Here is a 13,306-nt window from a genome sequence, read left to right as displayed (position 1 = left end):
AGCCTCGGCCCCACCACCTTGGTAAACATGTTTCAACCGGCTCTTGAGCGCAAAAACCGCCTGTTTGTTCCGGTCTTCGTTTTGGTTAAACTCAAGGTTTAGAACCCGTTTAAAATTCATCTGATAATTTTTTTTGCCTCTTTTTGGCTGTACCTTCGTTAAATTTTCTCAGGATAGGCTTCCGGCTATCCCTGCGAAATTTGCCTCGGTTCGCTCAAAAACAGCCTGTAAAAATTTTTACCATACAAATTTAAACAGGCTCTTTATCATGGTTCACAAGATACGGCATTCTTTTTTATCTTTTTTTCTTTTTTTGGGTTACCTTTTAGGTCACCGCGTATTAAAGCGTAATTAAGCACGTTTGTTTTAAACACAAAAAAAGAAATTAACATGAAAAATGCATTCAAATTCGGTTTTTTAGGTTTGTTGTTCTCTGTAGCTTTTGCTGCTTGTAACACCACCACTTCTGAAAGTGAAAACACCGCTGATTCGTTGGCAACTGAGATCGAAGAGCAAGTAGAAGCTACTACTGATTCTATCGATTCACTCGGTGACGCTGCTATCGACTCATTGGACTCGTTGGCACAATAAGCAACCGAATTGAGAAAATCCGGAAAAGGGGTCGTCCGCCAGTTGGCAGGCGCCCCTTTTCTTTTTACCTATGCATTCATCAACCAACTATCCAGCAAATACCGGCAATTCAGCACTTTCTCATATAAGTCTGCCGGCGTATAGAAATAATGGTTGGAAGCCTCATACCCCAATCGCGAATCGCCGGTCTGGAGGATAGCCAACCGATGAGCCAGTGCTATTTCATCGGCAAGGACATGGGCGATCCGCTCTTTGGTGGCCCCCCGGTTCGATCCCGCCGTTGACAAGGTATCGCGCAATTCGATAAAATCGACTTGATTGGCTATACTTCGGTAATGAATGGAAATCGCTTCGATAAGGTTGCTTTCCCGCTGCACGGCAGTGCGCTCCCGCCGATGGAGATGCAATGGCCCGCACTCCGCTGCCAGGCGGTGGGTAACCGCAGCAAAGGCTTCGCCCAATTCACGAAGTAATCCTGCAAAGACCGCTGACGGATAGATAGACCGCCAGCTGGTTACGTCATCATACGGAAGCCCCACCATCGTCGCCCTATACCCTGTGGGTTCGGACCAAAGCAAGTTGGACGGCCCACATTGCAACGGTGCATTGTAAACGACGCCGATATGGTATGGGAATTTACTGAAATGCTGGCTGAACGTATGCCAGGCGCTAACAACCGCCCCTGCTGCCTTGCCGAAACGGTGGCGGGCAACGGTTCGGATCGCATCGTCCGCCGAAAGATTCCCATCACTGCCCATCAGTGAGACAACCTCCAAGTTCGGGGACGGGTATCCGCCCAATGTCCAGCTCAACATCATTCCTTCTATACCTTCGGCCCGAAGATGCTCTATGTGTTTGGCTACATTATAAACTGCTGGTATATAAGGCACCGCACCGATCTCCCACGTGTTGTTGGCCTGAATCTTAGCCATGGTTTTCAGACCGTGTTCCCGCGCGATTTTCCAATGCCGCCTCGCCCTCGGGCCGGGGCCTACCGCAGAAATGGAATACTCGCCGACCTGGCTTTTCACGCCGCCACGCTCGATTTCCAATTCCCATTCGCTGACACTCATCAGCAACGTATGTTCGGTAGATAAGCGTGGGATAATGGCCGGTGCCCAATCGCCGGGCCACCCCCAATCCCAGATAATCAACTGGGGCCGCTTGGCGTCGGCATCAACTGATTTGGCGTGGACGGCCGCGGAAAAGCCCTTGGCTATCCCACGGTTATAGGTATTAATAAGCGATGAAACCACCTTAGGCGCCCCCAGTTGCCCGCAGCGCGGACATTGGTTGCCCTGGCCGTGCGACCAACAATGGGTAGGGTTTTCCGAGGCCGTGATCGAAAAGAAACCCGAAAGCAACGGTACCCGCTCGATGATCTGCGCGATAGCATCTTCGAGGTACCGTTCTACTGCAGGGTGGCTCGTACAGAGGGCGGTGCCCTGGCCACGAAGGTCGGGGTGTGTTTTAAAAAACGACTCGGGCTGGTGCCGGGGCTCATTCAGATAAAGGAAGATACCCATACCGTGTTTCTGCGCACGCTCGGTGAGCGTCCGAAGGTTGTCCAGCCGCCGCTGCCAATTGTCGCTGATGGAAAGATCCCAAGGGAATGGGGTTAGCTTGCTGAGCACAATATGCATCCAGATACTGTCTACACCCGAAGCTGCCAGCCGCTCCAGGTAGGCATCGGGGTATGAGTCGATTTCGGGATCGAGCAGTGGATCGCCGAACAGCGCGAAGTAAGGGTACGCTATCCGTGGGCTGAAGCCGGCGGCCGGCGTTGCCACATCCCGCTTTGTTGTGATAGGTGCGGACAGTTCTTCCACGAACTGGAAATATGGCATCCGCTCCTTGGGCAGGCCGTGCGGAAAGGACGCCTTCAGAAGCTCCTGGAAATCGCTTTTCGTCGGCCCATCCAGCTCAGCCAACTGATCGTACCGCAAAGGCGGGCACTCCGGCTTTATGCTGCCCAGCTTGATATAGAAGAAGTCGTCTTCCTTCAGCGTGAATTCCAATTGGGCCTCACTCCATCCCATCAATGCCTGCAACTGCACCTTCGGAAGGAGATGCCAGTTGCGGCGGATTACCGTGAGGTAACTACGCTCCCATTGTTCGGCCGTAACATCAGGTACCGCATGCAATCCCATCGATGCCGCTATATCCTGCAGCTGCCGCGGCGTGGCACCTACCGTTGCTGCGAGACGGTCTGATGGGACAAGCCCCCAATTTCGCCAGACATAGGCATACAAGGCGTTGGGGAAATGACTGAACGTCAATGCTTTCTTGCCTGTCTCCATCACAGAGGCCGTAATTGCACTCGCCGGAAGCCCCTCAAAAAGTAGAAGCGCGCCCAAAGCGGTATTCGCGGCGATAAACTGCCTGCGGTCCATCCCAAATTTACGTCGTTGGTTCATCGTCGGTTATCCATTTTCAGATTTCGGAATACGGGCCAATGTACAGAATTTTATGAAATTTATAAAAACGGCAGTGTAGCAAACGGATGCACGGTACCTAATTCCATAATATCGATACTATTTTACGGTTAAGCATCTAACTAGTTGCTTTTCATATTAAATTACGGTAAGTTAGCATCACTAACAATACGACCCCTGTTATGAAAGCAGTAGAATACCGGTTGCCCAAGGAGTTTGACAAGTCGTTTATCGTCTTTACCGAACGGGGCACCTATTTCCCGTGCCCTTGGCATTATCACCCCGAATATGAGTTTGTGTTAGTCAATAAAAGTACCGGTCGGCGCATGGTGGGCGACCATATTGGCCACTTCAATGAAGGCGACTTGGTGTTCATGGGCCCCTCCCTACCCCACGTATGGGTCAATGATGCCGCATATCTGCAGGGCAAGGCCCAACAAGATGCGGATGCCGTGGTGGTACATTTCGTTGAAGATTTCCTTGGCGAAAACTTCCTTTCTCTTCCGGAGCTGGAGCCGCTTAAAAAGATACTGGACCTATCCCGCAGAGGGTTGGCCATCAACGGAAAGACCAAAACAGAAATCAACCGGCGGATGAATGGGATGATCGGCGAGAGTGGCCTAAGCCGGCTCTCGTCGCTTTTCGCCATGTTTGATATCCTGGCCCACAGTACCGAATATGAGCCGCTCGCTAGCCCTACTTACATGCAGCATACGCAGGGCTATTATTCCGATCGATACAGTAAAATCACCGATTACATCCTTCGAAATTATCATCGTGAAATTACCCTAAATGAGGTCGCATCAGAAGCTAGCATGGCCATCACCACATTTTGCAACTTCTTCAAAGAGCATTACCGCATGACGTTCGTAGAATACCTCAATACCATTCGTATCGGGCATGTATGCAAATTGCTTGCAGATAGCGACGACAATGTCGTTACGATTGCCTATGAATGCGGGTTCAATAACTTGGCCAATTTCAATAGGCAGTTCAAGCGCCTGAAAGGCATGTCGCCAAGTGAGTACCGGAAGATGCTGGTATTGGAGTCGGCTTAGCCATGATATTCTTCATCGACACGACGGGCAGCACCCTGTAAACCGTACAATGCTATCTGCCATTTTTTAAGCATTTAACCCCCCATCCATCAGTATGTTCTCGCCATTGATATAAGCACCGGCCGCAGACGCTAGAAGGACAATCAACCCTTTTATATCATCCCGATTAGCCATTCGGCCCAAGGGCACTTTTTTGCAATAGTTTTGTAAGAATTGTTCGGGCTGGTTATTGAACAAGCCTCCCGGACTTATACAATTGAAGCGAATATTTCTACCCGCATGTATTCGAGCCATGTAACGTGTCAAGTTAATCAAACCCGCGTTGTGGAAGAAGTAATCTGGAGGAGGATTACCCATATTTGTACCTTCGTAATTCGATAAATCGGGTCCTTTCATCCCCATCATAGAGGCAATGTTAATGACACTACCGCCTCCAGAGCGAACAATCAAATCGGTCATTTCCCGCAGCAGATGGAACATGCCCGTAGCATTGTCTTGCATGGACTGGGCGAATTGTTCTAGCGGGTCGTCGTAGCGTTTCATAGGGCGGGATACCGCATTATTGACGAAACCATCCAAACGGCCAAAACGTTGTTGGATGTGTGTTTTCAACGCATTGACGGATTCGGAAATAGCCTGATCAACCTGCATGGCATGTACATCGTAACCAGCAGCACGAAACGATGCGGCCGTATCCGCCGCGCTTTCCAACCGCCGCGATGTCGTAATAACCGTTGCATCAGCTTCGGCCAACCCTTCCACGATGCATTGACCATATTTACCGGAACCCCCGGTAACGAGGACGACTTTGTTTTTTAAGTTTAGTAATTCCCTGACGTTCATCTTACGATACTTTTATACACTTACCACCCTGCAACCGGCTTTCATCGGCTGCAATAACAAGGCTCATCAAACGGTGTGTTTTGTTAAAATCCAGGCGGGGTTTGCCCTCCTCAACCGATCGCACAAACTCGACCAGGTTATCCCGGAACATGGAATAAGAATTGCGGACATCTACCCATTTCCAACCCTGCTGCCCGAAAAAGGATAACTGGAATGTCCCCGATATGTGGTTAAATAGATGAAGTGTAATATCTGTTCCGTTCATCAACCGGATATGGATAATTTCCCGGGCTAACTCACCAACATGCTGTACACTTTCCGGCAGCGGGTCGTCCAATACGCTGAATATCGCTTCCAACAGGTGGATACCGTACTTTTTCCAGTCTTTCTTACCTACCGCCGTGACCAACTCAACTTTGCCTAAGGAGGCCAGTTCTTGTTTGGCAACACGACATTCATTGGCGTAGCGCATCGACGAACAGGACATGATAAACTTATCCGCTTTATGTTGCTCAGCAAACCATGCCAAATCGTCACGTGAATATGCCAATGGCTTATCGATGAAAATGGGAACCCCTGCATTGATAAATGGCTCTGACATTACCTTATGGCTTTCTGGGTCATCCCTTCCCAAAATCACCGCATCCACTTCCCCCACCATATCTTCTTTTTGGTCGATGACGGTGGCTATAGCAGACGATCTAGCAATGCTTTCGGCTGTCGTACGGTCTTGGCACCACACGTGCGTAACGCGCGCACCGGGGATGCCCAATGTGTCGCAATTGGCATCCAAGTAAGCGGATACTGCCGGGTAACCCGTGCGGGTGATTTCTACACCATCGTATTGTCCATTGATAATGGCCGACCACGAATAGGGATGGGCATTCCCTTCACTCATACCAAGCATACCTATTTTGATCATAACCATCCATTTTTATCCCATTCGGCCAGGTTCAGCTCTGCTGGCCTCGGGTACTTCATCGCTCGTGCTTGTGCCAATAATGCTTCATCAAAGTGCCGTGCATTGGCACAGGCAACGGCATCTTCGAGATACGTGGGTTTGTCGATGCCTACCAGCACAGCAGAAACAGCCTCATGTGCCAATGCGAACTGCGTGGCAAACTGAGGCAATCCGGTAAATTTTTGCCCTAGCAATGCCCGGTACCCTTTTATGTGCTGTTCGACGTCATGGAGTGCCGGATGCATAGACCCTACCCCGTCGGTGAGCATCCCCCGCATGAGTACCGAGCGGACGATGATACCCACTCCTTGTTTAAATGCTTGTTCGAAGTGCACACCATGGCTTTGGTCCATCAGGTTAAAGGGGAGCTGGATAGCATCCCATCCCCCGGCACTCACCGTAAGCTGTGTCTCGTCGGGCTTGTACACGGAAACGCCGATAGCCCTCACCAGGCCTTCATCCCGCAATCTCGTAAACGTCGAAATCACTTCGTCGATTTCCAGGATTTCCCTGTCGGCATAATGCACCATATAGAGGTCGATGTAATCGGTTTGTAGTGTTTGTAGACTTTCCTGCAACGAGCCGCGGATGTAAGCCTCGAGCTCCGTTCGGGGCACCAGTGTTCCATTGGGGCGTCTCAAATGCCGGCACTTGCTGGCAAGTACTACCTCCTGTCGCCTATCGCGGAATGCCCGTCCCATAATCCGCTCACTCTCGCCGTATAGACGAGCGGTATCAAAGAAATTAATCCGCGCCTCAATCGCCCGGTGGAGTAACGCGACGGCCTCGCGCTCGGCCAACATATCGGCTTCACCCTTCACGCCAATCCCATAAGGCATGCCGATTTCCACGCCGCCAAAGGCGATTTCCGAAACTTCGATATCGGTATGGCCCAATTTCTTTCGCTGCATCGCCATATTATTCCGCATACGATTTCCCTATATTTCCCTGCTTGCCAAAAGCTGTTAAGATATCCTTGCAATAATTCGTCAAACCAACCACATCCGCACCTACGCTCACAAAATGATAACCCATAGCCAACAACTCCTGCAAATTAGCGGTAGACCCTACGGTGGCAGCAAACTTGCCGTACTTATTGGCTACCTCGGCCACCCGCTTTCTGGTTCCGACCAATAACGGGTGATCCCACTGCCCTGGAGCCCCAATGCCCTGGCTGAAATCGCCAGGACCGAAGAACAACATATCAAAACCTTCCAACTGAGCGATTTCGTCCAATTCGTCCAATGGCTCGGGGTCTTCGATCTGCAGAGCAATAAAACGCTCCCGATTCGCCGACTCCAGATATTCATTGAAATCCATCGCCGTATATCCCCCGTCTGCATTTCCCCCATCAATCGGACGCCGCCCAATCGGATGGAAACGGGTCATATGGATGACCTTTTCGGCGTCTTCCACACCCATGATGTGGGGCACCAGTATACCGGTTGCATCCATTTCCAACGGTTTGATATAGTCGCTGTATGAACCACGTGGCACACGCACCATCACATCGGTACCGTGCGCTTTGGTAGCCCACACGTGTGATGCAATAACGGACCAGTCTTGGCCGATGTGTTCCAGATCAACCCACACGCAGTCGAAGCCTGCTAATGAAGCGATCTCCGACATCAGTGCATCTTTCAGATTAACTTTAAAACAACTGGCCGTATCTCCCGACCGCAATTTATCCAGTACCTTGCTTTTCCTCATATGAATATCATTTATTTACTGGCCGCATTTTCGGCTTTAGACAGAACAGCAACAAGGCGCAAACCACCATGCTTAATGCCGCAATTTGAAAGATCAACGTAAGATTCACCTGTTCATCCCGCAGAGCTCCGGCAACATAAATTCCGATCCCGCCGATGACACAACTGCAAAGATTCAAAAATCCGTAACCTGTCGCAAGATAGCGTTTATCAGCAATCATGCCCAAAATGGGCATCATGTTCGCATCAATAAACGGCCGTGTCAGCGCATAAACCACGAAACCGACAACTGTGGCCCATAACAACATGGTATAGCTGGCTACAAACACAGCGGGCACCGCCACAAGGAAACCGATAGCCGGCAACCACATCCGCGCCTTGGAATTGGTCTTGGACCACCAGTCGGCCAACACACCGCCCCCGATGACACCGACCAGCATTGCCGGGAAAAAATAGGCTGTGGAATACAAACCCGCTTCCGTTTGAGACAGGGCAAACCTTTCCTTATAGAAGGTTGGCAACCATCCGTTCACCATCCAACTGATGGCTCCGGCGATTCCCCAGATAATCATGACGATGATAAACGAGGGATTTCCGAATAATCGCTTCAATGCCCCCCGAGGACCCGTTCTGGATGCGTGTAGGGCGGCGTCTACCGCTTCCTCCTCGGTATTGGCTTTCGGGTCGCGTAGAAAAAACACCAATACAACGGCATACCCGATGCCAACGATTCCAAAAATACTGAAAGCATGATTCCAACTATGGGTTTCTGCCAACCATCCTCCAATAAATCCCAAACTTTGACCAACCATAACGCCAGCTACATGGATACCCGTAGCGGTAGACCTGGTCTTACCGGTGTGCCAGTCCATGATTAAAGCCATTGCAGCAGGCATATAACATGCCTCACTGATTCCCATCAACGCACGCGCCGCGAGCAATTGCTCAAAAGAAGTGGCTAAGGAGGTCAACCAGGTGACCAACGACCAGAAGAATAAGCTGCCGATAATAACCTTGCTCCGATTAAAGCGATCAGCCAAATAACCGGCAAATGGGCTGGCAAAGCCGTATACCCAAAGAAAGACAGAAGTTAATAAACCGAACTCCGCATCCGTCATGGGAATGACTTCTATGATACTTGTCCGCATGGTGGTAATCGTCATGCGGTCAAGGTAATTAAGTGCCCCAACTAGGCATAGCAGCGCTACTAAAAGCCAGGGGTAATACCCTCGTTTACTAATCATCCGCTTAGTTTTTTTTCTAGCCTACGCATCATTTTTAGTACCGCATAAGCTGCTGTTGCATGAATATCTGCATCGTATGTAGTCTTATTGACATCTCTCACTTGATTATACAATCGGAATAACATTTTTCGATCACCCACTTCTCCCCGCTCCGCCAATCCATGAAGCAGTTGCTGCAATCCGGCCGGGTCCCTTTCCATAGACTTCAACTGATTTTTGATGGAAAGAGCCTGCGGATCTCCGATGAGAGGAGCCGTCATCCATGCCGTGGCTAGCAAATTGGCACGCACAGCGACTGGTTCCATATTAATTATCTGAAGCTCCGGCAACTGCAACCATTCATTAAGAGTAAACGGTTTGAGATAGCGGAGCACATAGGAGATAGTCGGAATGAGATCGTTCTTACCTTGCTCAGTTAATTGGTTCAACAATCGTAGACAGGTTGCCCTAACCATGTCCAGTCCGGCATCCGGATGATGCGTAGCATTCCACAGCTTGTAAATGGTAAACGCGTCAATGCTATCGGCCGTTATCCCCGCTACCCACCCCGGGCTCACATCAACGGGCACGCCTAGTTTAGCGAGTGTCTCAATTGCATGGAGGCGATCGATACTGGACGGATTGTTATAAGCGGCAACAATCCTTCCTATCCACGATTCCCGTTCTTCTGATGTTAGAGCTGCCTGTGCTAATGCACGCCAAATGCCAATGCGATAGCGGGGTTGCTCACTATACTTTCGCTCTTCATTCAAGAAAACTGTTCTTACATCATTGACCAAATAGTTTTCCCATATCAGAAATTCGGCAACATGTACTTTAACCCATTCCTTTTGCGTATGGAGAAGTTTTTCTAAGTCATTTAGTGCATGTTGTTTCATATCGGATATAGCCAGTGCCTGTGAATTTACTTTTTTCGGAATAACCAACACAGCAGTGATGATGAACATCGCGAATACCGATGGAAACCATTTAGGCCTTACCAACATGTCCAGCCTCCATCAACGACAATCGTCTGGCCCGTAATGTAAGTAGCTGCATCGGACAAAAGAAAAGCAACGGTCCCGGCAATTTCACGGGGCTGTCCAATACGTTTCATCGGAACACGGGCTTCGAGACGCTCGATAAAATCGGGATGCTGGCTTTGAACAGCAGGATTCGGAAACGGGCCAGGCGCTATAACATTGCACCGTACTTGCTGTTCCGCCCAATGTACGGCCATATACTTAGCCATATGTCGTATAGCCGCCTTGCCTACGCCATATTCTATGGGGTTTTTATTCATCGGCTTTTTATACACCGATGGGTAAGGCGCGACCAGCCCGTACATACTAGCGCATAAGACGATACTTCCTTGGCTTCGGGCGGCCATAGCTTGCCCAACCAGGCGACTTATGTGAAAAACGGCAGTTATGCCACCATGATTGGCCTCATCGAATTCGCCGGTCGTGAGTTCCTCAAATGCTTTGCTAGTGGAGGCAAACGTTAAGTTCACAAATCCATCTGGACAGCCATTGTCCATTATTTCCTTCGTTACGAATGAAGACACAGCATCCAAATCAGTTGCATCCAAACTGACGGGCACCACGTTTTCTCCCAATCCATGAGCAACGAGAAATGCTTTTGCCCGATCTGCTAGATCGATGCACAACACACGCACCCCCATTTCACTCAACAAGGTTACCAATGCACCTCCCAAATAGCCAGCTCCACCCAATACCCAAACCGATCTGCCATTCAAACTGAATAATTCATTCATAAACTTAATTAAGTCCCGAAACTTCTGTTATTCTGCGTCTATTTCTATGATGGTCCCCGCGATGTGCCGATTTCCGTTATTAATGTTATAGTAATAGACAACCAATACACGATTTGCGTCCAGCTGTACGGACCAGGGATATCCGATATCCGTACCGCCGCCATCTTCTCTCAATATAATTTCTGGCGCCGTTGCATAGTCGGTACATTCTGGATTGAGGATCCTCGCCCGGATACCATATGGTTTATGGCGATACCCATAGACCAACAGCACCCGATTATCAGGCAATCGCATGGCCTGTAAGGGATGTCCTTGAAAACCCATCTTCTCCCAATTCCCGAAACTTTTACCTCCGTCCGTCGATCGTGCAATACAAGCTTGGTCGTCCATATTGGCCGTGCGGAGAAAGGCAACGATATCACCTTTAGGAGTTTCATATACAGAGGCTTCATTAAACGAGGCATGACTATCACGGGCCACTACACTACTGTATTTCCAAGTGAGCCCTTTGTCTTCGGATATAAGCAAATAATTGGACGTCTTTCTACTGGGCTTATCCGCGTCAACGGCAGCGACCACCCAAAATATCCGGCCATCTTTCCCTTCATACAATGCGCCACGGTTATAGGCGGGAAGCGGCTTCCCCATCGCATTATAATTAATTTCCGCATCAAGGTGTGGTGGATATATAGGACCTTGCCAAGTTTTTGCACCATCGGTAGACCGTAAGAGGTAACCTCCCAGAAATATCGCCCCCCCTGCTTCAAAATAGGGCTTCTTCAGTTTAGTCAACTCCTCGGGACGCAGAAAAGCCCAACCATAACTGGCACAGAGCATGCTCCCATCACGGAGCTGCAGTAAACAAGGATCCTGCGATCCGCCAAATGGGTGTGCATAAATTAGTTCGGGTTCCGGCGTCCAATGCTCTCCATCCTGTGATCGAACCGCCACCAGATAGCTATTTGGGTCGACATGCGAAGTTACCGACCCTCCAAACACCTTCCGATCAGGAGCCCTGCGAAAAGCAACCAAAAGCTCTCCATCTGGTTTTTTGATAACGGAAGGAAATGCACTATGGTACATCGAATCCGCATAGATTACCACGTCTTTAATTTTACGTACTACCGGAATGGAGTCCCGCTGCGCATGGCTATAGGCATATGGCAGCCAGATTACTCCAATCAAAGCAACTATTAATCGTATCCCTTTCATAAACAATGCATTAAATTTATTATACCAACCTTAATTCTCGAATAGTCCTTTCCGAGCAAAAAATACTACCTATAGATTTTGCCCACCCTAAATGTCGCGCTATTAGCCAACGTTATGGGTTATCTACTCGGTTCTACGGTCACTTCCCGGATTTTGATAGCCCTCCTTATTTCTCCTTTTCCAGTTTTATAAGCGAAATCAGAATAGACGATTAAAAAGTGATTGATCCCTACGGGTAGCAGGCCCGTATATCCGCATGAGACATGCTCATTCTTTTCTCCAAAAGGAAGCATTTCAAACGGGTCCGTCCATCGGTGGCCCTTGCCATCCGTAGAAAACCGAAGCTGGACGCCCGGTCTTCCCGAAGCCAATACCACAACACCGTTACCCAACTGCAACAACTTGGGCAATACGCCAGCGCCGGCAAAAACTTGCGGTTGGGTCCACGTTACACCACGATTGTCCGAACTACTTACATACATCGGGCTATGTCCCAATCCATCTGAAGTACGTAATACACATAGGTATGTGCTGTCTTTAAGTATCTCAAAAGCAGGCTCCGTAAATCCAAACGAAAGCCTCTTACTCCCATTAGGGTCATGCTCCAAATCAGGTTGATAGGGTATCTTGCTAACGACATCCCAAGATCTTCCCCCATCAGTTGATCGGTAGAAGCTCACCCCGGCCGCCGGCACCTTACCCGCCTCTTCATAAAAACTTGGATAAGTGATTGTTGCAACACTTCCACCTGCCTCAATGCGCATATCACCCCACCATACTACCGGAAACAGTTCACCATCGGTATACCGCAATACTCCGGGATCATTCAATACATTATGTTCCACATTCCAACGACTATTGCCCGGGCTCAACCGAGCAATGTATACACCGCGCAACGCATCCGGGAGCGCAGACATACGATAATAGGAAAAGTCCCTACCATAGGCTTCCTTATTGGAATCGACAGCGTTGAGCAAGTCTAACTCCGATACCTTCAACGCCACTGGCGTACTATTCTTGATGTAGGTACCATCCGTCAGCTCAAGTCCGCCGCCCAAAGGCATTCCCCCTTCTATTTCCTTCCACGATTTTCCTTCATCATCCGAAACGGCGAAACTACTAAGCCCTTTTCCATAGCTTTCCGCTGCATCTTTCCCCATGTGCCAAGCTACCACCAATTGTCCATTAAGTGCCCGGTATATGCTCGGAAACTGAAAATATCCCCAACCATACTCTCGGTCAGCCACGCTGATAATCGTAGGTTCTCCCAACGAAATCTTTAAATTGGAATCATTTTTTCGATGATATACACCCTCTATGCCTTGATAAACAGGGATGCCATGCTGAATTTTCCCGTAAGACACGATTCCTCGTTCTCGCCATTTTACAGTCGGGTTATCGGTATCGGGACTGCCTTGATAGCCAAGTATGGCAAATCCCATTAATACATTCGTTAGTACGGTTTTCATTTTTTAGTTCTAGTATCCGTTCGCTATA

Annotated in this window: 12 protein-coding genes; 2 read left to right on the top strand and 10 right to left on the bottom strand. The window is 49.3% G+C overall.

All coding sequences use genetic code 11. From position 1 onward, the window contains the following. Positions 1-390 precede the first annotated feature (390 nt). A complete protein-coding gene (locus ACO1NT_RS02575; RefSeq protein WP_449046832.1) occupies positions 391-591 on the top strand; it encodes a hypothetical protein in 201 nt (66 codons plus the stop codon). Positions 592-659: 68 nt separating this feature from the next. Here ACO1NT_RS02575 and ACO1NT_RS02570 read toward each other — a convergent pair whose 3' ends face one another. Continuing rightward, on the bottom strand, positions 660-3,008 hold the full coding sequence (locus ACO1NT_RS02570) for a hypothetical protein (protein ID WP_449046831.1): 2,349 nt from the start codon (positions 3,006-3,008) through the stop codon (positions 660-662). A 200-nt stretch (positions 3,009-3,208) separates the two neighbouring features. Here ACO1NT_RS02570 and ACO1NT_RS02565 point away from each other — a divergent pair, with 200 nt between their 5' ends. Continuing rightward, positions 3,209-4,084 carry an AraC family transcriptional regulator gene (locus ACO1NT_RS02565; RefSeq protein WP_449046830.1) on the top strand — a complete coding sequence of 292 codons (876 nt, stop codon included), beginning with the start codon at positions 3,209-3,211 and terminating at the stop codon, positions 4,082-4,084. A gap of 66 nt (positions 4,085-4,150) precedes the next feature. Here ACO1NT_RS02565 and ACO1NT_RS02560 read toward each other — a convergent pair whose 3' ends face one another. The 9 genes from ACO1NT_RS02560 to ACO1NT_RS02520 form a co-directional block, all read right to left on the bottom strand. Beyond that, entirely contained in the window at positions 4,151-4,927 is a 777-nt protein-coding gene (locus ACO1NT_RS02560; RefSeq protein WP_449046829.1) for an SDR family oxidoreductase, read from the bottom strand. Between the two features lies 1 nt (position 4,928). Further along, on the bottom strand, positions 4,929-5,849 hold the full coding sequence (locus ACO1NT_RS02555; RefSeq protein WP_449046828.1) for a Gfo/Idh/MocA family oxidoreductase: 921 nt from the start codon (positions 5,847-5,849) through the stop codon (positions 4,929-4,931). Next, positions 5,846-6,817 carry an aldo/keto reductase gene (locus ACO1NT_RS02550; RefSeq protein WP_449046827.1) on the bottom strand — a complete coding sequence of 324 codons (972 nt, stop codon included), beginning with the start codon at positions 6,815-6,817 and terminating at the stop codon, positions 5,846-5,848. The genes ACO1NT_RS02555 and ACO1NT_RS02550 overlap by 4 nt, the downstream gene beginning before the upstream one ends. Beyond that, positions 6,807-7,598 carry an HpcH/HpaI aldolase family protein gene (locus ACO1NT_RS02545; RefSeq protein ID WP_449046826.1) on the bottom strand — a complete coding sequence of 264 codons (792 nt, stop codon included), beginning with the start codon at positions 7,596-7,598 and terminating at the stop codon, positions 6,807-6,809. Before ACO1NT_RS02545 ends, ACO1NT_RS02550 begins: the two co-directional genes overlap by 11 nt. Positions 7,599-7,605: 7 nt before the next feature. Beyond that, the gene (locus ACO1NT_RS02540) at positions 7,606-8,841 is read right to left on the bottom strand and encodes an MFS transporter (protein ID WP_449046825.1); all 1,236 of its coding nucleotides are present in this window, start codon (positions 8,839-8,841) and stop codon (positions 7,606-7,608) included. Then, a complete protein-coding gene (locus ACO1NT_RS02535; protein ID WP_449046824.1) occupies positions 8,838-9,788 on the bottom strand; it encodes a hypothetical protein in 951 nt (316 codons plus the stop codon). Before ACO1NT_RS02535 ends, ACO1NT_RS02540 begins: the two co-directional genes overlap by 4 nt. A gap of 29 nt (positions 9,789-9,817) precedes the next feature. Then, the gene (locus ACO1NT_RS02530) at positions 9,818-10,597 is read right to left on the bottom strand and encodes an SDR family oxidoreductase (protein ID WP_449046823.1); all 780 of its coding nucleotides are present in this window, start codon (positions 10,595-10,597) and stop codon (positions 9,818-9,820) included. A gap of 27 nt (positions 10,598-10,624) precedes the next feature. Next, entirely contained in the window at positions 10,625-11,809 is a 1,185-nt protein-coding gene (locus tag ACO1NT_RS02525; RefSeq protein ID WP_449046822.1) for a sialidase family protein, read from the bottom strand. A gap of 119 nt (positions 11,810-11,928) precedes the next feature. After that, entirely contained in the window at positions 11,929-13,278 is a 1,350-nt protein-coding gene (locus ACO1NT_RS02520; RefSeq protein ID WP_449046821.1) for a sialidase family protein, read from the bottom strand. Between the last annotated feature and the right edge of the window lie 28 nt (positions 13,279-13,306).

It is taken from the genome of Parapedobacter sp. (assembly GCF_053550995.1).
Note: the sequence above shows the minus strand (reverse complement) of the source record. Positions and strands in the feature narration are given on the sequence as shown.

Bases quoted from the DNA above. Each gene is read 5' to 3' on its own strand.
- ACO1NT_RS02560 (WP_449046829.1), bottom strand. From the start codon at position 4,927: ATGAACGTCAGGGAATTACTAAACTTAAAAAACAAAGTCGTCCTCGTT.
- ACO1NT_RS02550 (WP_449046827.1), bottom strand. From the start codon at position 6,817: ATGCGGAATAATATGGCGATGCAGCGAAAGAAATTGGGCCATACCGAT.
- ACO1NT_RS02525 (WP_449046822.1), bottom strand. From the start codon at position 11,809: ATGAAAGGGATACGATTAATAGTTGCTTTGATTGGAGTAATCTGGCTG.
- ACO1NT_RS02570 (WP_449046831.1), bottom strand. From the start codon at position 3,008: ATGAACCAACGACGTAAATTTGGGATGGACCGCAGGCAGTTTATCGCC.
- ACO1NT_RS02555 (WP_449046828.1), bottom strand. From the start codon at position 5,849: ATGATCAAAATAGGTATGCTTGGTATGAGTGAAGGGAATGCCCATCCC.
- ACO1NT_RS02520 (WP_449046821.1), bottom strand. From the start codon at position 13,278: ATGAAAACCGTACTAACGAATGTATTAATGGGATTTGCCATACTTGGC.
- ACO1NT_RS02540 (WP_449046825.1), bottom strand. From the start codon at position 8,841: ATGATTAGTAAACGAGGGTATTACCCCTGGCTTTTAGTAGCGCTGCTA.
- ACO1NT_RS02575 (WP_449046832.1), top strand. From the start codon at position 391: ATGAAAAATGCATTCAAATTCGGTTTTTTAGGTTTGTTGTTCTCTGTA.
- ACO1NT_RS02535 (WP_449046824.1), bottom strand. From the start codon at position 9,788: ATGTTCATCATCACTGCTGTGTTGGTTATTCCGAAAAAAGTAAATTCA.
- ACO1NT_RS02530 (WP_449046823.1), bottom strand. From the start codon at position 10,597: ATGAATGAATTATTCAGTTTGAATGGCAGATCGGTTTGGGTATTGGGT.
- ACO1NT_RS02565 (WP_449046830.1), top strand. From the start codon at position 3,209: ATGAAAGCAGTAGAATACCGGTTGCCCAAGGAGTTTGACAAGTCGTTT.
- ACO1NT_RS02545 (WP_449046826.1), bottom strand. From the start codon at position 7,598: ATGAGGAAAAGCAAGGTACTGGATAAATTGCGGTCGGGAGATACGGCC.